General features: G+C 59.4%; 20 protein-coding genes. 8 read left to right on the plus strand and 12 right to left on the minus strand.

The annotated features are described in order from the left end of the window. The 6 genes from ACQY7U_RS04945 to acs form a co-directional block, all read left to right on the plus strand. Positions 1-434 (plus strand): urease accessory protein UreE (locus ACQY7U_RS04945; RefSeq protein ID WP_428642607.1); only part of this gene is annotated, 434 nt, incomplete at its 5' end. Next, positions 364-1,140 carry an urease accessory protein UreF gene (locus ACQY7U_RS04950; protein WP_428642608.1) on the plus strand — a complete coding sequence of 259 codons (777 nt, stop codon included), beginning with the start codon at positions 364-366 and terminating at the stop codon, positions 1,138-1,140. The genes ACQY7U_RS04945 and ACQY7U_RS04950, both read left to right, overlap by 71 nt. Next, positions 1,137-1,754 carry an urease accessory protein UreG gene (ureG, locus tag ACQY7U_RS04955; protein ID WP_428642609.1) on the plus strand — a complete coding sequence of 206 codons (618 nt, stop codon included), beginning with the start codon at positions 1,137-1,139 and terminating at the stop codon, positions 1,752-1,754. Before ACQY7U_RS04950 ends, ureG begins: the two co-directional genes overlap by 4 nt. Positions 1,755-1,794: 40 nt before the next feature. Continuing rightward, positions 1,795-2,526, plus strand: coding sequence for a hypothetical protein (locus tag ACQY7U_RS04960; RefSeq protein ID WP_428642611.1), 732 nt, complete (start codon positions 1,795-1,797; stop codon positions 2,524-2,526). Positions 2,527-2,566: 40 nt separating this feature from the next. Beyond that, on the plus strand, positions 2,567-2,974 hold the full coding sequence (locus ACQY7U_RS04965) for a DUF1761 domain-containing protein (protein ID WP_428642612.1): 408 nt from the start codon (positions 2,567-2,569) through the stop codon (positions 2,972-2,974). Between the two features lie 193 nt (positions 2,975-3,167). Further along, entirely contained in the window at positions 3,168-5,105 is a 1,938-nt protein-coding gene (acs, locus tag ACQY7U_RS04970) for an acetate--CoA ligase (protein ID WP_428642614.1), read from the plus strand. A 58-nt stretch (positions 5,106-5,163) separates the two neighbouring features. Here acs and ACQY7U_RS04975 read toward each other — a convergent pair whose 3' ends face one another. The 7 genes from ACQY7U_RS04975 to rplS all read right to left on the minus strand — a co-directional run bounded on the left by ACQY7U_RS04975 (position 5,164) and on the right by rplS (position 13,205). Continuing rightward, entirely contained in the window at positions 5,164-6,489 is a 1,326-nt protein-coding gene (locus ACQY7U_RS04975) for a pilus assembly protein TadG-related protein (protein WP_428642616.1), read from the minus strand. Between the two features lie 350 nt (positions 6,490-6,839). Beyond that, a complete protein-coding gene (locus ACQY7U_RS04980) occupies positions 6,840-8,216 on the minus strand; it encodes a pilus assembly protein TadG-related protein (protein ID WP_428642619.1) in 1,377 nt (458 codons plus the stop codon). A 213-nt stretch (positions 8,217-8,429) separates the two neighbouring features. Next, positions 8,430-9,824: a pilus assembly protein TadG-related protein gene (locus ACQY7U_RS04985; protein ID WP_428642621.1), complete on the minus strand. Its 1,395-nt coding sequence runs from the start codon at positions 9,822-9,824 to the stop codon at positions 8,430-8,432. Positions 9,825-10,145: 321 nt separating this feature from the next. Continuing rightward, positions 10,146-10,703 (minus strand): HNH endonuclease, encoded by a 558-nt coding sequence (locus ACQY7U_RS04990; protein ID WP_428642623.1) that lies wholly within the window; start codon positions 10,701-10,703, stop codon positions 10,146-10,148. A 115-nt stretch (positions 10,704-10,818) separates the two neighbouring features. Next, positions 10,819-11,112 carry a hypothetical protein gene (locus ACQY7U_RS04995; protein WP_428642625.1) on the minus strand — a complete coding sequence of 98 codons (294 nt, stop codon included), beginning with the start codon at positions 11,110-11,112 and terminating at the stop codon, positions 10,819-10,821. Then, positions 11,069-12,481, minus strand: a complete 1,413-nt coding sequence (leuC, locus tag ACQY7U_RS05000; RefSeq protein WP_428642627.1) for a 3-isopropylmalate dehydratase large subunit — start codon at positions 12,479-12,481, stop codon at positions 11,069-11,071. Before leuC ends, ACQY7U_RS04995 begins: the two co-directional genes overlap by 44 nt. A gap of 253 nt (positions 12,482-12,734) precedes the next feature. Continuing rightward, complete coding sequence (gene rplS, locus ACQY7U_RS05005; RefSeq protein WP_428642629.1) at positions 12,735-13,205, minus strand: 50S ribosomal protein L19; 471 nt, start codon at positions 13,203-13,205, stop codon at positions 12,735-12,737. 452 nt (positions 13,206-13,657) lie between these two features. Between rplS and ACQY7U_RS05010 the strand changes: the two genes are divergently transcribed. Further along, complete coding sequence (locus tag ACQY7U_RS05010; protein WP_428642631.1) at positions 13,658-14,812, plus strand: helix-turn-helix transcriptional regulator; 1,155 nt, start codon at positions 13,658-13,660, stop codon at positions 14,810-14,812. Positions 14,813-15,044: 232 nt separating this feature from the next. Here the strand turns inward: ACQY7U_RS05010 and trmD are convergent, their stop codons facing one another. Then, positions 15,045-15,755, minus strand: a complete 711-nt coding sequence (gene trmD / locus ACQY7U_RS05015) for a tRNA (guanosine(37)-N1)-methyltransferase TrmD (protein WP_428642633.1) — start codon at positions 15,753-15,755, stop codon at positions 15,045-15,047. A gap of 174 nt (positions 15,756-15,929) precedes the next feature. On the opposite strand from trmD, the gene ACQY7U_RS05020 reads away from it, so the two are divergent. After that, positions 15,930-16,448: an antibiotic resistance protein VanZ gene (locus ACQY7U_RS05020; RefSeq protein ID WP_428642636.1), complete on the plus strand. Its 519-nt coding sequence runs from the start codon at positions 15,930-15,932 to the stop codon at positions 16,446-16,448. Here the strand turns inward: ACQY7U_RS05020 and rimM are convergent. The 4 genes from rimM to ffh are packed head-to-tail and all read right to left on the minus strand — an operon-like array spanning position 16,397 to position 19,292. Further along, positions 16,397-16,951 carry a ribosome maturation factor RimM gene (rimM, locus tag ACQY7U_RS05025; protein ID WP_428642638.1) on the minus strand — a complete coding sequence of 185 codons (555 nt, stop codon included), beginning with the start codon at positions 16,949-16,951 and terminating at the stop codon, positions 16,397-16,399. The two genes, ACQY7U_RS05020 and rimM, sit on opposite strands and share 52 nt — an antisense overlap. 47 nt (positions 16,952-16,998) lie before the next feature. Further along, entirely contained in the window at positions 16,999-17,400 is a 402-nt protein-coding gene (rpsP, locus tag ACQY7U_RS05030; protein WP_428642640.1) for a 30S ribosomal protein S16, read from the minus strand. Positions 17,401-17,418: 18 nt separating this feature from the next. After that, complete coding sequence (locus tag ACQY7U_RS05035; RefSeq protein WP_428642641.1) at positions 17,419-17,742, minus strand: chorismate mutase; 324 nt, start codon at positions 17,740-17,742, stop codon at positions 17,419-17,421. A 2-nt stretch (positions 17,743-17,744) separates the two neighbouring features. Then, a complete protein-coding gene (ffh, locus tag ACQY7U_RS05040) occupies positions 17,745-19,292 on the minus strand; it encodes a signal recognition particle protein (protein WP_428642643.1) in 1,548 nt (515 codons plus the stop codon). Positions 19,293-19,746: the final 454 nt, after the last annotated feature.

A 19,746-nucleotide genomic window follows, 5' to 3' on the forward strand; every position in this document is an offset into this window, starting at 1 on the left:
AAGACCGTCACCGGCGCCGGGCGGTCCTGACCGGAGAAGGGGGCCTCAGCTTCCTTCTGGACGAGCCGGGCGCCGTTCTGCTGCGCCATGGCGACGGGCTTGAACTGGAAGACGGCCGGATCGTAGAGGTTCTGGCGGAACCTGAAGACCTGGTGGAGATTGCCGCCGACAACGCGGGACATCTGGTCAGGATCGCCTGGCACCTCGGCAACCGGCATCTGCCCACCCAGCTCATGGGCGAGACTTTAAGGATCCGTCGCGATCATGTGATCGAGGACATGGTCCGGAAACTCGGCGGCAGGCTGACACCCGTGTCAGCCCCTTTCGATCCGGAAGGTGGCGCCTACGGCCACGGCCAGACCCATGGCCATGATCATCCACACGATCACGGGCACGGGCACAAACACCATCACCACGGGCACAGCCATGACTGATCCGGTCACCTTGCCCGCCCTCTACCGGCTGCTGGCCTTTCTGTCGCCCGCCTTTCCGATCGGTGCCTTCACCTACAGCCACGGGCTGGAGCAGGTGATCGACGCAGGTGGCGTGACGGACCCGGCGGAGCTTTCCGCCTGGCTGGAGGATATTCTCCGCTACGGCGCCGGGCGCAGCGATGCGATCCTGATGAAGGAAACCCGTCGTGCAGCGCTCTTGAGTGACAAGGACCGTTTAGAAGAACTCCGCGACCTTGGCCTTGCCCTGCAGCCGACGAAGGAGCGGCATCTGGAGACAAGCGCGCAGGGCACGGCCTTTTTCGAACAGGCCGCCAAGAGCTGGATGCCTGACAACGATACGCCGGCAGGAGAGCTGTTCCGACTTATGGCGGAGCAGAAGATCGACCCTTGGCCCTATCCGGTCGCGCTCGGCCTGGTTTCGGCGGCGCATGCGATCCCGGAACAGGCGGCCGTCACCGCCTACCTGCACGCCTTTGCCGCCAACCTGATCTCGGTTGCCGTACGCGCGGTTCCGCTCGGCCAGAGCGACGGCCAGAAGGTGCTGGCCGGGCTGGAGCAGGTGATATTCGACGTGGCAGGTCAGGCCGCCGCCTCCGGACTGGACGGGCTCGGCACTTCCACCTTTCTCGCAGACATCGCCTCCATGGCGCATGAAACCCAGTATTCGAGGTTGTTCCGCTCATGACATCCCCAAACGGCCCCTTGCGCGTCGGCATCGGCGGTCCGGTCGGCTCCGGCAAGACGACCCTGACCGACCGTCTGTGCAAGGCCATGCGCGAGCACTTCTCGCTCGCGGTGATCACCAACGACATCTACACAAGGGAAGACGCCGAAGCGCTGATGCGGTCCCAGGCGCTTTCCAGCGACCGCATCCGCGGCGTGGAAACCGGCGGCTGCCCGCATACGGCGATCCGCGAAGACGCTTCGATCAACCTCGCTGCTGTTGCCGACCTCACCCGGTCGATCCCGGATCTGGACCTGATCCTGATCGAGTCGGGCGGCGACAACCTCGCCGCCACCTTCTCGCCCGAACTTGCAGATCTGACGCTCTACGTCATCGACGTTGCGGCGGGCGAGGAGATCCCGCGCAAGGGCGGGCCGGGCATCACGCGGTCGGATCTCCTCATCATCAACAAGACGGACCTTGCGCCCTATGTCGGCGCGGATCTGGACGTGATGGATCGGGACGCAAGAAAGATGCGAAAGGACCGCCCGTTCGTCTTCGCCAACACCAGGGCGGGCAAGGGCGTGGAGGCCGTGGTAGAGTTCATCATCGAGAAGGGCGGGCTCGGCGCCTGATTTCAAAGGGCGTGAACCGCCTCCATCATGGGTTCTTTCAATGATTGCCGGCAGACAGGAAGCATGCGCGCATAACAATGCACTCTGGTGCGATGCCGTTCTGAAAACCGCCGGGGCCCGGACCCGGTTTCGCCCCGGCTTCTGGCAGGCGGAGGACAGGATCCTGCCGCTTTATCCCGGTCTCGTCACCTTGAGCGCGCAACCGGGCACCGACTTTTATACCGCGCTTGAGTCCCTTCCGCCGAACGCCGCCGTCAAGGACAGTTTCGCCAGCCTGAATCTGGGGCCCCTGGGCTTTCAAAAGCTGTTTTCAGGCACCTGGCTGTTCCGGCCCGCGCAGTCCGCCACCAGGCCGCCACATGGTGCCGGATGGCACAAGGTCACCCATGTGGACGGTTTGAAAAAATGGCTGGCCGCCTGGAATGCCGACGAAGAGCTGCATCACATCCTCTCCGCCAAACTGCTGGACATGAATGCGGTCGACTTCGCCGCGATCTACAAGGAAGACGGCATCCGGGCGGGTGCGATCTTCAATGCGGGACCTAAGCTCGGCCCGTCGGAGGTGCTTGGCCTTTCCAATGTCTTCAGCCGCAAGAACTGGCTTTACGCCGGCCTGCACGACCTTCTGGAACCCTTTCCCCATCGCCAGATCTGCACCTATGAGACAGATGACGGGCTCCTGCCAGTCTACAGGCAGCTCGGGTTTGAAGACTGCGGCAGGCTTGGCGTCTGGCTGAAGGTTGAACCGCAGAAACCGGCAACCGACGCTTGATCTTTGCTGCAATTGCTTCCACTCTGACCGGGAGAAACAAATGGGGGTCGCGGTGTTCGACAGCATCAATCTCATCGCCGTTGCCGCCGCCGCCATCGGATCCTTTCTCTTCGGCGCACTCTGGTACGGCCTCCTCGGCAAGGCCTGGATGAAGGCCGCGGGCCTGAGCAGGGAAGACACAAAGCCCGACCCCGTCGTCTTCGGCACAACCTTCTTCTGCCAGATTATCATGGCCTTCGTTTTTGCCGGTATCCTGTTTCACAGCGGGCCGCTCAGCATTTCCAACGGCATCATTTCCGCGCTGCTGATCTGGGTCGGCATCGTGATGACGACACAGATCGTCAATCACCGCTTCCAGGGGTTACCCTGGAACCTGACCCTCATCGACGGCGGCCATTGGCTGGGGGTGCTGCTGGTACAGGGCGTCCTGCTCGGCTGGCTCAGCTGACGCGTTCGTAATACCGTACGGATTTGAAGGTCTTAGGGCTTGTCATAGACAAAAGACTCGCCGACTAAAGTACCAAAGTTTGGTTCTGGACGCTTGCAGAGGCCATACGCATAATGGCCTCCGGCAAACTGGCTGGCAGGGGAGATGTGAAAAGCCTCCGGCCCGCCAATTGTGTTTTTTGGGAGGTTCTCACATGTCTGACTCTGTTTTTCCCGTTCCGGCGGAGGTTGCCGCACGGGCGCATGTCGACAATGCCAAATATCTGGAAATGTACCAGCGCTCCGTGGAAGACCCGGACGGCTTCTGGGGCGAACACGGCAAACGGGTCGACTGGATCAAGCCTTACACCAAGGTCAAGAACACCTCCTACGACTACCACAACGTCTCGATCAAATGGTTCGAGGACGGCACGCTGAACGTGTCCTCCAACTGCGTCGACCGGCACCTTGAGAAGCGCGGCGACCAGCCGGCGATCATCTGGGAAGGCGACGACCCCTCCGAACACAAGATCATCACTTACCGCGACCTTCACCGGGAGGTGAACAGGTTCGCCAACGTGCTGCACGCCCAAGGCGTCAAGAAGGGCGACCGGGTCACCATCTACATGCCGATGATCCCGGAAGCGGCCTATGCGATGCTGGCCTGCGCCCGGATCGGCGCGATTCATTCCATCGTCTTCGGCGGTTTTTCCACGGACGGCCTGGCCCAGCGTATTGAGGACTGTGCGTCCGATTGCGTGATCACCGCCGACGAGGGCCTGCGCGGCGGCCGCAAGGTTCCGCTGAAGGACAACGTCGACAAGGCGGCCCAAAAGGCGCCGGTCAAGAGCGTCATCGTGGTCAAGCGCACCGGCGGCGACATCTCCATGCAGGAGGGCCGGGACGTCTGGTACCATGACGAGGCCGAGCGCGTTTCCGACTATTGCGAACCGGCGGAAATGAATGCGGAAGACCCGCTCTTCATTCTCTACACCTCCGGGTCCACGGGCAAGCCGAAGGGCGTGATGCACACTACCGGCGGCTATCTCGTCTATGCCTCCATGACCCATGAATATGTCTTCGACTATCATGACGGCGACATCTACTGGTGCACCGCCGATGTGGGCTGGGTCACGGGCCACAGCTATATCGTCTACGGGCCGCTCGCCAATGGCGCGACCACGCTGATGTTCGAAGGTGTGCCGACCTATCCGGGGCCGGGCCGGTTCTGGGAAGTGTGCGACAAACACAACGTCAACATCTTCTACACCGCCCCAACGGCGATTCGTGCCCTGATGGGCGCCGGCGACGAGCATGTCACCAAGACCTCGCGCAAATCGCTGCGCCTGCTCGGGTCCGTCGGCGAGCCGATCAATCCGGAAGCCTGGACCTGGTATTACAACGTCGTCGGCGACAAACGCTGCCCGATCGTGGACACCTGGTGGCAGACGGAAACCGGCGGCATCCTGATCACGCCGCTGCCGGGCGCGACCGACCTGAAGCCGGGGTCCGCCACGCGGCCGTTCTTTGGCGTTCAGCCGGCCATTGTCGACGCGGAAGGCCAGTTCCTGGAAGGTCCGACGGAAGGCAACCTGGTGATCAAGGACAGCTGGCCGGGCCAGATGCGCACGGTATACGGCGACCACGAGCGTTTCGTGCAGACCTATTTCGCCACCTACAAGGGGCTCTACTTCACCGGTGACGGCTGCCGGCGCGACGAGGACGGCTATTACTGGATCACCGGCCGCGTCGATGACGTCATCAACGTCTCCGGCCACCGCATGGGCACGGCGGAAGTGGAAAGCGCGCTTGTCGCCCACCCGAAGGTCTCTGAAGCCGCAGTGGTCGGCTATCCGCACGACATCAAGGGGCAGGGCATCTATGCCTATGTCACGCTGATGGAAGGCGAGGAACCGTCGGATGCACTGAAGAAGGAGCTGGTGACCCACGTACGCTCCGAGATCGGGCCGATCGCCTCGCCGGACCTGATCCAGTTCGCCCCCGGCCTGCCGAAGACCCGCTCCGGCAAGATCATGCGCCGCATCCTGCGCAAGATCGCCGAGGACAGCTTCGAGAGCCTGGGCGACACCTCGACGCTCGCCGACCCGACGGTGGTCGACGACCTGATCGACAACCGCCAGAACCGCGGCTGACCGGCAGTTCGCGAAAAAGAAGGGCCCGCCAGATGGCGGGCCTTTTGTTTTTTTATGATTATTTCGACAGATAGATCGCCTGAATCTTCTTGGCGATATTGGAAAAGGCGATGTTCAGACCTTCCGAAGAAGTGGCCTTGTAATAATAGTCGTCGCCGCTCGAACAGTACTCCATCAGATCCGCTCCGAAGGACGAGCCGCCCGTCTCGAAATAGACGGCATAGATTTTCACACCTTCCTTCTTCATCGCGTCGCATAGTTCGCGGGCGCGCTCTGCAGGCGGATCGGTGAAGTCGGAATTCATGTGATAGCGTTCAACCCAGCGCTCTTCAGTCTCGCAACCGGAATAGGTGCAGGTTTTTTTGTCTTCCCGGCTGTATTCCGCGTTGAAGTCGCCATCCGTCATGATCAGAGCGAATTTCAGGATGTTGCCGTCGCCATAGCTCTCCGGCTCACTGTCCGTTGGCCAAAGGGGAGCCCAGTTTGGTGACAGCGTATACCAGCCCCAGGCAATCCCCGTCTGCCCGCCGGTTCCGCCGCCGTCGTTCAGACCGGCAATGGCATCGACCAGAGTTGAGCGGGTTGAGGTCAAGGGAAGCAACTCGTTGCCCGGACACTTGTCGTAACCGGATTTCCAGCTTTCCTTGTATCCATAGTCACGCACGAAATAGTCCGGCGTTCCGTGAAAAAACTCCGAAGCCGTCCCGTCGTAATTGTAGATGGCATCCGTGTATTTCTCGGTGCCTTCCCGTTCGTTGACACAATTTTGGTAGGAGGCTTCACCGTTGGTCACGGCGCTGGCATAACTGCCGAGATTGACCCCTTGAGAATAGGGAACAAGCGAAATTCTGACCTTGCTGTCCTTCGGCTTGGTGCCCTCGGGAATGAGAATGTTGACGACAGAGGCTGAAGCCGTTCGCAGCGAATCCATTTCGCTGGACATCGATCCGGTGACATCCACCACCATGGCAAGTTCCACGTCATAGCGGGAATAGGAGACCTGGGAGCTCGTACCGAAGGCAAAAGTCTCGGGACCAAGGCTCTCCTTCATGTATCCGCCAATGTCGATGAAATAGTTGCTGAGCGTGGCAGAGGAGGAAACGGTGATGATGCCCTTGTCGCTGTCCACCACGAAACTGATGTTCTTCATTGCTTCGTCGAGGAATTCGGCATCTGACAGGTTCGCCTTGAAGGAAGCCGCCAGGGCCGCCTTGATCTCGTCGTTCGTCATCTCGGTGGTGGAAAGTTCCGAGGCGGCGGCGAGCGCAGCCGCATCAAGCGCATAGGACATCTTCTCGCGGGCATTGACCGTGCGGGACACATCAACCGCAATGCCGGCGATCAGCACCACCATGATGACCATGACGCCGAAGACCGGCAGCACCGCCCCTCGATTGTCCTTGGAAAACCTAGAAACCATAAATTGTGAACAAGTTCGGAACTTTCTCATGCCATCCTCAGTCCGTGCCCTGCGCGACCTTAAAATGCTTATGTGAATTGTGTTGAATTTGGATTTGTACGGCCCAGGACCGGCAGAACTTCATGCCTTCAAATCAACGCATGCCGATCAACCGACCCCTGTTATTATTACCTAAAACAACTAATCAACCCGGAAACATTTGGATAAAATTGTATCGATCGGCGGATTTATCAGTTTACCGTCGCCGAGGTTTCCCGATGACGGCCTGGAACGCGCCGCCATCAAATCCCGTTCGGGAAAACCGGGGAAGGCAACTACTTCGACAGATAGATCGACTGGATCTTCTTGGCGATATTTGCAAATGCCCGGACCAGATCGTCCTTGGATGTCGCCTGATAGTAGCCGTCTTCGCTGGCGCATTCCTTCATGACCCGGATCGGGTCCGGGTTATAGGAGCCGAAGAATACCGTGTAGACCGTGATACCGGCGCTTTTCATTTCCTTGCAAAGCGAGACGGCCCGCTGCGCCGGTTCCCCGCCGTATCCGTTCTCGCTGAAGTCCTGATACCAGTATTTCCTGGTACCGCCCTTGCAGGTTTCCGTGACATTGCGCCAGTATCTTTCGTAATCGCAGTCATAGTTCGACATGCGCCGCTTCCGATAGAAGGTGTTGAAATCACCGTCGGTCATGATGATCGCGAACTTGAGCACCTTGTCGTCCGAATAGGACACCGGCTCGCTTCTGGTCGGCCACAGGTTGGCCCAGTTCGGCGAAAGCGTGTACCAGCCCCAGGCGATCCCCGTTTGCCCGGCCGTGCCACCAGTGGCGGTCAGTTTGCTGATTGCCGTTTCGATCTTGTTCCGCTTCGCGGTCAGCGGCTCAAGCTGCGGCGACGGCGCACAGTCCCACGACCCGCCGCCAAAAAAGGAATTTCTGTTTGAGCTGTCATAATCGTAGGCATCATCCGTGAACTGTGCCGCGCCTTCACGTTCGGTGACGCAGTTCTGGGTACCTTGCGCGCCTTTGGCAACCTTCTGCGCATATTCGCCCAGATTGACGCCCTGGCTATAGGGCACGACCGAAATCCGGACCTTGCTGTCCTCTTCGCTCGTACCTTCCGGGATCAGGATATTGAGGGCCGAGGTGGCTGCTTCCTTCAGCGAGTCCACATAGGGCGCCATCGATCCCGTGACGTCGAGCACCATGGCAAGCTCGACATCGAATTGGGAGAAGGTCGCCTGGCTGGCAGCACCGAAAGTGAAGGTTTCCGGACCCAGATGCTCCTGCATGTAGCCGCCGATGTCGACAAAATAATTGTTCAGCGACGCGGTGGAATTCACCGTAACCAGACCGTTCTCGGCGTCGATCGAATAGGTCAGGTTCTTGATGGCCTTGTCGAGAAATTCAACGTTCCCAAGGTTGGCCTTCATGGAATCGGCAAGAGCTTCCCGGACTTCCGTGTCACTCATTACGGTAGTCGACAGGTCCACGGCCAGGGAAAGCGCGGCCGCGTCGAGCGCGTAGGACAGTTTTTCACGTGCATTCACGGTGCGCGAAACATCGACGGCAATCCCGGCAAGGACCACGATCATGATGACCATGACACCGAACAGCGGCAGAACCGCCGCTTTTCGATCCGAAACTAACCTTGAGTTGCAGATATTAGAAAATATTCGCCAAAGATTACTCATAACTGCCTCGCGACGTTTCCAGACAGTTACTTGAGAAAAGTACTCAAAGGCTTAATTGTTACCTTAGAGCGAGGTAAACACGCATTAACACATCTCTTTAATCTTCACTTGAATTAGTCTAAGTTATTAAAATCAAACGAGGATTGGCCGCTCGCCTGCAGTGCATTTGAGGAGAATTTTAGGAAAAATTATCGCGAATGGCGCGAATGGCCGTTATTTCGAAAGGTAGATCGCCTGGATTTTACGGGCGATATTGGCAAACGCCTGGACGAGTTCGTCCGACGAGGAAGCCTGGTAGTAGTTGCCCTCGCTCGCACAGGATTGCATGTTCTTTGCCCCTGCCGAACTGTTGCTTGTTCCGAAATAGACCCCGAACACCTCGATGCCTGCATCCTTCATGCCCTCGCACAACGCGCGCGAGCGGGTGGAGGAGGTGTTGTCGTAGTTTTCGCTTTCACTCTGTTCCTTCCAGTCGTTGACCTCAACGTCCTGGCACCTCCAGCGCCAGGAGCCACGGGAGTAACTCCATCCGCACTTCTCCTCCGTCTCGACATAGCGGTAATACCGGTTGTTGTCGCCGTCGGTCATGAGGATGGCGAACTTCAGCGTTTCACTATCGGAATAGGCTGCGGGAATGCTTGCCTCGGGCCAGACATTGGCAAAATTCGGCGACAGGCTGTACCAGCCCCAGGCGATGCCCGTTTGACCGGCCGTGCCGCCCTTGTCGGTCAGGGCAGCGATCGCGGGCAGGAGCGTGTCCCTGTCCCTTGTCAGCGGAACCATTTTCGAGGTCGAGGAGCAATTGGAGCTGCCCCCGCCGAAGAAGGTCTGGATGGGTGGCGGATTGGCGTCCAGGTAATAATCATAGGTCGCGTCGGTCAGCATGACCTCGTAGTTTTTGTAGTCCTGACGTTCCGTGACGCAATTCCCGCTGACGCTGTAGAAGTCTCCGCCCTTCACCTTGCTGGCATAATCTCCCAAGTTGACGCCCTGACTGTAGGGAACAAGGGAAATCCGGACCTTGGCATCCTTTTCCGGGGTGTCTTCCGGCAGCAGGATGTTGACCGCCGATGTCGACGCCGCCCGCAGGGTCCGCATGTCGCTGGAGGACATGGAACCGGTCACATCGACCACAAGCGCCAGTTCCACGTTGAAGCGGGAGTAGGTGACCTGGCTCTTCGCCCCGAAGGAGAAAGTCTCCGGCCCGAGACTTTTCTGCATGTAACCGCCGATGTCGATGAAGTAATTGTTCAGCGTCGCCGACGAGGTGACGGTCACGATGCCGTTGTCACTGTCGATGGTGAAGTCGAGATTGTCGATGGCCTTTTCCATAAAGGAAGCACCGTCCAGATTGCCCCGGAAGGAGTCGGTCAGGACTTGCAGGATCTGCGCGTCGGTCAAGACGGAGGTCGAAAGTTCCGAGGCAACGGCGAGGGCACCCGCATCAAGCGCGTAGGACAGCTTTTCGCGCGCGTTCACGGTTCGGGTGACATCGACGGCCGCACCGAAGATGACGACCATGAAGATCACCATCAGCGCAAAAACCGGCAATACGGCGCCTTGCCGCTGAGACCGGAAGCGGTCCAGCAGCCTTAATAGAACTGACATGGTCAAACACACACAAATTGCTTCTTATAGTTGCAGCAAAGCTACACCCTAAAAGTGCTTAATTTGTTAATTACACCTGATTGGAAAATTTTTCCGTTGTAAGACAACAGGAATTTCCAACGCACTTTCCGAAAGGCAGATTGCGGTCCGTGACGTAGGGTTGCAGGAAGAAAATCCGGTCTGTCCGGTCGTCCCGGTCCCGCTTTACCGTGCAGCCAAAGCATTCATGCGCATTCAGGGCTGCGAAACCGGATGGTCCGGGCTTATTCCAAAGAACGATGATTGGTCGATCAAATGAGTCCTGATCAACTCTCTTTGGTATTACGGCTCCAGTTCCGTGTCCCAGTAAAGGAAATCGAGCCAGCTGTCGTGCAGGTAGTTGGGGGGAAAGCCCCGGCCGTTGTTATGCAGGTCCTGAATGGTCGGCTGGAACGGCATATGCATCGGCCACATGTTGAGCTGCCGGCAGGACTTGTTGGACTTGCGCAGATTACAGGGGGAGCAGGCGGTGATGACATTGTCCCAGGTGGTCAGCCCGCCTTTGGAGCGTGGGACAAGATGGTCGAAGGTCAGTTCTTCTCTGGAGCCACAATATTGGCACTGAAACCTGTCACGAAGAAAGACGTTAAAGCGTGTAAAAGCAGGATATCTGTTTGGCTTGACGAAGGTTCTGAGCGAGACGACGCTCGGTAATCGGAACTCGAAGCTCGGACTTCGGACCGCAGCGTCGTATTCGGCAACGATGTTTACCCGGTCCAGAAACACCGCCTTGATGGTGTCCTGCCACGACCACAGTGACAGGGGATAGTAGCTCAAGGGCCTGTAGTCCGCGTTGAGCACCAACGCCGGATGGGCTCCCGGCGAAACAGCTATTGTCACCTTCCGCTCCTCACGCTCAGAGCACCAGGCCTGCGCTCCGGGCAGGGCGGATACTCCAACATCCAAAGTCCGATCGGCTTGCCAGGCAGATCGTTCAGGATCGTCCGTTGTCCGGTCAATCGGACAGCGGAACTTGTCCTTTTGTGACAGGAGTATTGTAGGCCTGAGGTGACAGTCTTGTGAAGCCCGGCATTTTCATTTCTGGCGACAGTTGTCGATTGGCGTTTTCTGAAAAACGATTTTCCTTAAACACATGAATCATTTGCGCAAAATCCACATCACCTGCGTCACCGCCGGAATTTTGCGTTGAAAATGAAAAAGGGCGCCCGAAGGCGCCCCCTTGAAATTGCCGAAAGGCAATCGAATCAATTTGCCGTCCATTCGCGGATATCGACAAAATGACCGGCAATCGCCGCCGCTGCCGCCATGGCCGGAGAGACCAGATGCGTGCGGCCCTTGTGGCCCTGGCGGCCTTCGAAGTTCCGGTTGGAAGTCGACGCACAGCGCTCACCCGGCTTCAGCTTGTCCGCGTTCATGGCAAGGCACATGGAGCACCCAGGCTCGCGCCACTCGAAACCGGCTTCCTTGAAGATCACGTCGAGACCTTCTTCTTCCGCCTGTTCCTTCACAAGACCGGAGCCCGGAACCACCATGGCGCTGACATGCGCGGCCACCTTGTGGTTGCCGATGACAGCGGCGGCGGCCCGCAGGTCCTCGATGCGGCCGTTGGTGCAGGAACCGATGAAGGCCCGGTCGATCTTGATGTCGGTGATCTTGGTGCCCGGCTCCAGGCCCATGTATTCCAGGGCACGTTTCTTGGACTGACGGCGGTTTTCGTCGTCGATCTCCGCCGGATCCGGCACTACGCCTTCCACCGACACGACATCCTCGGGAGAAGAGCCCCAGGAAACGATCGGCGGCAGATTGGCCGCGTCCAGTTCGATGATCTTGTCGAAATAGGCGCCTTCATCGGAATGCAGGGTCTTCCAGTAGGCCACCGCCATGTCCAGGGCTTCGCCCTTCGGGGCCTTCGGGCGCCCCTTGATGTATTCGAACGTGGCTTCGTCCGGTGCGATCAGGCCTGCGCGAGCGCCCGCTTCGATGGACATGTTGCAGACCGTCATGCGGCCTTCCATGGACAGCGACCGGATGGCTTCGCCGGCATATTCGATGACATAGCCGGTACCACCCGCCGTGCCGATCTTGCCGATGATCGCCAGCACGATGTCCTTCGCGGTGACGCCTTCGGGGATCTTGCCCTCGACCTTCACCAGCATGTTCTTGGCTTTTTTCTGGATCAGCGTCTGGGTCGCCAGCACGTGTTCCACTTCGGAGGTGCCGATGCCGTGGGCGAGCGAACCGAAAGCGCCATGAGTGGAGGTGTGGCTGTCGCCGCAGACGATGGTCATGCCGGGCAGGGTGAAGCCCTGTTCCGGACCAACGATGTGGACGACGCCCTGACGCATGTCGAGTTCGGAATAATATTCAATGCCGAACTCGGCGGCGTTCTTGGCCAGTGTATCCACCTGCAGGGCGGATTCCGGATCGTCGATCCCGTGGCGGCGGTCCGTCGTCGGCACGTTGTGGTCCACGACCGCAAGCGTCTTTTCCGGCTGGCGCACCTTGCGCCCGGCCATGCGCAGGCCCTCGAAGGCCTGCGGGCTGGTGACTTCATGCACCAGATGGCGGTCGATGTAGAGCAGTCCGGTTCCGTCCGGCTGCATGTCGACCAGGTGGTCGTCCCAGATCTTGTCGTAAAGCGTCCGTGCCTTGGCCATGGCTCTCTCCTCGTTCCCACCGGTCCGTCTGCGCGGTTCTTCCGGCGCTCCGTTCCCGGCGCCCGATCCTGCGTTTGCGAGAACGCAAGGGGCGTGATGCTAAAATGCTGGCTAGTGAATGACGCAGCTCCGCCTGAACGTCAAGCATTCCGAGTTGAGCTGAATTCAACTCAGATTGACCGGCTGGTCTATCCGGCAAACAAAAAGGCGGCCCGATGGACCGCCTTTCATAATTTCTTCGAACCGGGCCGGCTTATTCGGCTGCGTTTTCCGCAGCTTCCGCATCAGCCTTTTTGGCTTCGGCCTTTGCGGCCTTGACGGCAGCGGCTTCGGCGCGCGCCACTTCGTTGAGGCGCTTGGAACGAGCGTTGGTGTTCTCGACGATACGTGCGGACTTGCCGCGACGGTCGCGCAGGTAGTAGAGCTTCGCGCGGCGGACCTTACCGCGGCGGACAACTTCCACGCCTTCCAGCATCGGGGAGTAGACCGGGAAGACACGCTCGACGCCTTCACCGTAAGAAATCTTGCGAACCGTGAAGCTCTCGTTGATGCCGCCGCCGGAACGGGCGATGCAGACACCTTCGTAGGCCTGGGTACGGGTGCGGTTGCCTTCGGTGACCTTCACGTTGACGCGAACGGTGTCACCCGGAGAAAATTCCGGCAGCTTGCGCTGCTCTTCGATCTTCGCCATTTCCTCAGCATTGAGCTGCTCGATGATGTTCATGGCATATTTCCCTTTTGAATTACAAAGCGGTCAGAGCGTTTTCCGGTAAAGGCCGGAAACGGGTTCACCGACTTTGGGCCATGTTGCATATCCGCCGGAATCGCAGGGTATTTCAGTCGTCTGAACACACTGCGGAGCACCGGACCCCGAAACCGGGAAACCAGCGCTCATTCCGAACAGCGCGGGCTATACAGCAATTCCTGCCCATTGTCATGCGGTTTTTCGAAAGTTTGCGGCAACTTCCGGACACGGCACGGCCGTGCCGGCGGCATAGCCTGTCCGAAGGACCTCTCAGACATTCATACGTTCTGACGCAAGTGCGGATCCGCGTCACCTTTCAACAGGCAAATGATATGGGTTATTGGTCCCATATGACATCGTCTATAACGAACGATATAGTACGAACCTCTTAGTAGTATTTAGAAACCCATCCGTTCTGCGGGGAGCGAGCCGTGATAACCGATCACGCCAGTCTGCTTAACAAGCTATATTGCTCCGCCTTGCTGGACGGGGGGCTGACCGGCGTGCTGTCGGATCTTGCCAGGGCCTATCCGGATCTGCCGATTTCCTATCAGGCCCAGTGCGTCTACCAGAATACGCTCTACGACTGCGCATTTTTCAATCACCTCGGTGAAGATCCCGCGTCACAACTCGCGCGAACTGAATCCGCAAACCCCTTTCCACCGCTTGCGCTGAAATGCGCCATGTCGGACGTGGGCGTCACCTCCGACTTCATCGCCCCGGAAGACGTGGAGAAACTGGACTTCTATGACGAGTTTCTGAAACCGCAAGGCGAGATCAACCGCGCCATGGGCATTATCCTGCACCGGCAGGGAGATGACTCCGCCTTTGTCGCGGCGAACCTGCCCAAGACGATGGGCCGCCGCGAAGAGGACCATGTCCTGAACCTCTTCCGGTACTTGAGACCCCATCTGCAAGGTGCTTTCAGCCTGCTGCTGGAGGTCGCCAGGCGCCAGGTCCGTCTGACATACCCGGATTTCTGGCTCGACCAGATCCCCGCAGCTGCCTGCATCCTGGAACCGGACGGCAGGATTCTGCACTTGAACGCCCGGGCCGACAGCCTGTTCCGGCGGGCAGACAATCTTTTTATCGACCGGACTGTTCGCCTGACCGCCCGCGACAGCCATACGCGGACCGTCCTGCAGACGGTTCTGTCCGGCGCCCGCGCCAGCGCGTTGCCGGCAGGTCCCGTCCTGCTGACCCGAGGCAAGACCGCCAATCCGTTTCTGTTCGCAATCCCGATCCAGCACAAGGACGAGGTGCATCCGGGCCTTGCCCCCTTCATCGCACCGTCCATGCCGCTGCTAGTGACGATTTTCGACCCGGAAGAAGCGCCCGGCCGGTCCGAGACGCTTCTGGCCGCCGCACTCGGCCTCAGCCAGCGGGAAAGCGAACTGATTCAGCAACTTATCCTCGGCTCCTCCCTGAAGGAAGCTGCCGAACGGATCGGCATTTCCTACCACACCGCCCGCAACCACCTTGCCAGCGCGACCTCCAAGACCGGTTCCAGGTCTCAGTCGGACATCATCCGGCGCGGCACGCAGATCCTGTCACGGGTAGGTGACGGTAACGGACGGACCGGTTGACGACGAAACATTTGATTGTGTTTTTCAAGACGTATTCGAATGCCTGAAATCCATCCACGACCTCATCCTGAGGAGGACCTTCAGGTCCGTCTCGAAGGATGGGCGACATGCTCAAGAGCAAGCGGCCCATCCTTCGAGACAGCGCTACGCGCTTCCTCAGGATGAGGCGGAAGGTATGGTTATCTGGAGAATTGTGCCTTTTCTGAAGGACAACCTCGTCAGGCCGCAAGGCCTAATCCACGTCGTCCTCGTCCGCCATGTAGGCGTCCCAGAGATCCGGGCGGCGTTCGCGGGTAAGGCGTTCGGCCTCGGACATGCGCCACTCGTGGATCTTCTTGTGGTTGCCGGAGGTCAGCACCTCGGGGATCTTTAGGCCCTCGAAGTCTGCCGGACGGGTGTACTGCGGATGTTCCAGCAGCCCTGCCTCGAAGCTTTCGGCTTCCGCGCTTTCCATATTGCCCATGACACCCGGTATGAGCCTGACGATGGCATCGAGCATGGTGATCGCGCCGATCTCGCCGCCGGAGAGGATATAGTCGCCGATGCAGACTTCCTCCAGGCCGCGCGTGTCGATCACCCTCTGGTCGACCCCCTCGAACCGGCCGCAGACAATGATGGCGCCGGGACCTTCGGCCAGTTCATGAGCGCGCGCCTGGGTGAACGGCCTGCCGCGCGGGCTCATCAGCAGCCGCGGACGCGGATCGTCCGCCGGAGCCGTGGCGTCGATGGCCTTCGCCAGGATGTCGGCCCTCAGGACCATACCGGCGCCACCGCCGGCCGGCGTGTCGTCGACCGACCGGTGCTTGTCGGTCGCAAAGTCCCGGATCTGACTTGTCTCGAGTTGCCAAAGACCCTTTTCCAGAGCGCGCCCGGACAGGCTGTGGCCGAGCGGACCCGGGAACATGTCGGGATAAAGCGTCAAAATGGTTGCCTTGAAGGCCATGGGCGCCTCTGTCGAAATTCGAACCAATTGCGTGCCGTTTGCGGCGGCCTGTTAGGGAACAGTTTACCAAACCTTTGAAAGGCCGCTCCATCAACAGGTTAATCACCGGAAAGAAAGTTCTGATTAAGGCTCGCTGTGCAAGGTGGCAAGAGCGTTTCAATCGGGTGTGCCGCCATGGTCAAGTTCCCAGTCATTCGTTTCAAGCTTCCCGCCGTCTTGCAGGACCGGGTTGACCGGCACTACCTTGATATCTCCCTGAGCCGCGTGCTGCCGCTCGCAGCCTTGCTCACTTTCGGTATTCTGGCCGGACTGGTGTTCAACACGGGCGTCGGACACCCTTACGACAAGGTCATTCACATCGGCTTTTACGCCCTGCTGACACTGTCGATCCATGCCTTGTTCTGCTGCCGGTTGCGCATTTCCGCCGTGGCCGCGTTCGGACTGGGGCTTGCGGGCGAACTGGCCCAGGGTCTTGTCCCCCATCACGAAATGTCGCTGGCCGATACCGTCGCTAACGGAATCGGCGTTGCCCTCGTGGTGGCGCTGATCGCCCTGATCCGCTCGGAAGTCCGTCAGGCGGTTGCCGATGATGCGGAAGATCTCGATTTCGGGGAAATGGGTCTGCGGCCCGTTCAGGTCCGCTATTTGTCCGGAGAAGTCTCAGACGGTTCCGGTTTTCCTTCCGAGAAATAATCCTCGGGCAGGGCCACCTTCACCTGGCCGTTCTCCAGGCTGATCGCCGGCACGAATTCCTTCGTGAACGGGATATAGAAGGTTCTTCCGCGCTTTGGCCGGATCTCCAGGAGATCGCCGGCACCAAAATCCTGTACCGCTACGATCTTGCCGAGCGTTTCGCCGTTCTGGTCCAGAACGTCAAGACCGTTCAGGTCGGAATAGTAGAATTCGTCTTCATCAGGCTCGGGAAGCTGGTCACGGCTGATGTAAAGCTCCAGACCGTTCAGTTCTTCCGCCTGGTTGCGGTCGGTGATGCCCTTGAATTTGGTAACAACGACCGTTTTCTGCACCCGCGCCCTTTCCACCTCGAAGATCCGTTTGCCGTCTCTCGTGGTGAGCACACCGTAGTCGGTGAAGGAAAGCGGGTCGTCGCCGAACGGCTTGACCCGCACTTCCCCGCGAATGCCGTGCGCCGCACCGATCTTTGCCAGAAGAACCTTCTGATCGTCAGAAGACGTCATGTCGAAACGGTCCCCGTGGAAATTCCGGTGCGGCGCATATCATCTGCTTATTCGGCGGCAGCTTCTTCAGCTGCGGCTTCTTCAGCCGGTTCAGCTGCAGCGGCGGCTGCTTCTTCTTCAGCCAGACGCTTGGCTTCCAGGCGTTCCTTGGCTTTTGCGCCAAGCTCTGCCTTCTTCGGGTTGTTGCGCGGCTCGCGCTTCAGGAGGCCGGCGGCGTCCAGGAAACGATGCACACGGTCGGTCGGCTTCGCGCCGTTACCGAGCCAGTACTGAATCCGCTCGACGTCCAGCTTGACGCGGTCTTCGGAAGCCTTCGGCAGCATCGGGTCATAGGAACCGACCTTTTCGATGAAGCGGCCGTCGCGCGGAGCGCGGATGTCAGCAACAACGATGCGGTAGTACGGGCGCTTCTTGGAACCGCCGCGTGCCAGGCGAATTTTCGTAGCCATTTTGTTTCTCCAGTTTGTTCAGTTGCCGGTTTCCGCGGCAATGGCTTCATGGTGCCGGATCACTTCCCGAACGATGAAGTTCAGGAATTTCTCGGCAAAGTCAGGATCGAGATTGGCGTCGCTGGCAAGCTGGCGTAGCCGTTCGATCTGAATTTTCTCCCGCGCCGGGTCCGCCGGCGGCAGGTCGTTGGTGGCTTTCAGAACACCCACCTTCTGGGTGCACTTGAACCGTTCGGCGAGCATGTGGACGAGGGCCGCATCGATGTTGTCGATGGAAGCCCGAAGCGCCTTCAGTTCTTCAAGCGCCTGGCTTTCGCCCAACCGGACTTCGGCTTCGCTCATGCTCATTTCTTCTTGCCCTTGCCCATGCCCGGCAGGCCGGGAATTTTGGAACCGCCAAGACCCGGAAGACCGGGCATGCCCATACCGGACGGCAAACCGCCGCCCAGTCCGCCAAGACCGCCCGGCAGGCCCTTCGGCAATTCCATGCCGCCCGGCAGCTGGCCGGATTTGGCCATTTCCTCAAGCTGCTTGGGGTCTACATCCGGCATGCCGCCGCCGAGACCGCCCATCAGCTTGCCGAGCATGCCTTTGCCCTTGCCCATCTTCTTCATCATGTCCGCCATCTGGCGGTGCATCTTCAAAAGCTTGTTGACCTCGGCCACCTGCACGCCGGAACCGGCGGCAATGCGCTTCTTGCGGCTGGCCTTCAAAAGGTCCGGCTTGCTGCGCTCGGCCGGCGTCATCGACTGGATGATGGCGATCTGGCGCTTGAACATCTTGTCGTCGATGTTGGCCGCATCGATCTGCTTCTTCATCTTGCCGATACCCGGCAACATGCCCATCATGCCGGACATGCCGCCCAGCTTTTCCATCTGCTTGAGCTGCTCGGCGAGATCTTCCAGGTCGAAGTGACCCTTCTGCATCTTCTTCGCCATCTTTGCGGCCTGTTCCGCATCGATGGCTTCGGCAGCCTTTTCCACCAGCGAAACGATATCGCCCATGCCGAGAATACGGTCGGCGATCCGCTTCGGATGGAAGTCTTCCAGCGCGTCGGATTTTTCACCGGTACCGATCAGCTTGACCGGCTTGCCTGTGACCGCCTGCATGGAAAGCGCCGCACCGCCGCGGCCGTCACCGTCCATACGGGTGAGCGCGATACCGGTGATGCCGACACGTTCATCGAAACTCTGTGCCAGGTTGACCGCATCCTGACCGGTCAGGCTGTCGGCAACGAGCAGGATTTCATGCGGCTGGGAGGCGGCCTTGACCTCGGCCATTTCCACCATCAGCGGTTCGTCGATGTGGATGCGGCCGGCGGTGTCGAGCATGACCACGTCATAACCGCCGAGCTTGGCGGCGGACATGGCGCGCTTTGCGATCTCGACCGGGCCCTGGCCCTCGATGATCGGCAACGTGTCGATGTCGTTCTGCTCGCCAAGGATCTTGAGCTGCTCCTGGGCCGCCGGACGGCGGGTGTCGAGCGAGGCCATCAGCACCTTGCGCTTGTCGCGCTGCGTCAGACGGCGCGCGATCTTGGCGGTGGTGGTGGTTTTACCGGAGCCCTGCAGGCCGACCATCATGATCGCAACCGGTGCCGGGGCATTGAGGTCGATCGGCTGGCCCTCGGTGCCGAGCATTTCCACGAGCTGGTCGTGAACAATCTTGACGACCATCTGGCCCGGCGTGATCGACTTGACCACTTCCGCACCGACGGCCCGGTTGCGGACCTTGTCGGTGAAGGAGCGTACGATCGGCAGGGCGACGTCGGCCTCGATCAGCGCGCGGCGGATTTCGCGCAGCGCTTCGTTGACGTCGTTTTCCGACAGCGCACCACGGCCGGTGAGCTTGTCGAAAATACCGCTTAGTCGATCGGACAGGCTTTCAAACATCAAAGGGTCCTTAAGGTCGTCGATTTCGGGATTGCTCCCGAACCATATGGGCAACCGCCACTCAATTCCAACCGGATTGCGTTCACGCAAAGCAGTTTGACACCCGAGGGCGCATCGCGCTGTCGGGTGGTAACCTCCGGGCGCTCTTTATACCTTTGCGGGTCCCGGTCGGCGGATTGAATTGTCGCTCACTCGTATGGAGTTGGCGGGTCTATGCCTGAAACACGGCGAAGAGTCAAGGAAGCCGCGGGATTTTCGGTATGCAGGTCCCAAGTCATTCTTCGCGTCTCCACCTTCTGTGCCACCCCGGACAAGCGCAGCGCAGATCCTGGGCCTAATCGCCTCAGGGTTCGCACAAACGATAGCCGGATGTTTCAACGCTTCATTTCAAGAGGAAGCACCTTGGAAATGAGTGGGCCCCGGGTCTGGCTATGCTCGCCCGGGGGGACACAGT

It is taken from the genome of Roseibium sp. (assembly GCF_050301095.1).
Classification (GTDB): Bacteria; Pseudomonadota; Alphaproteobacteria; order Rhizobiales; family Stappiaceae; genus Roseibium.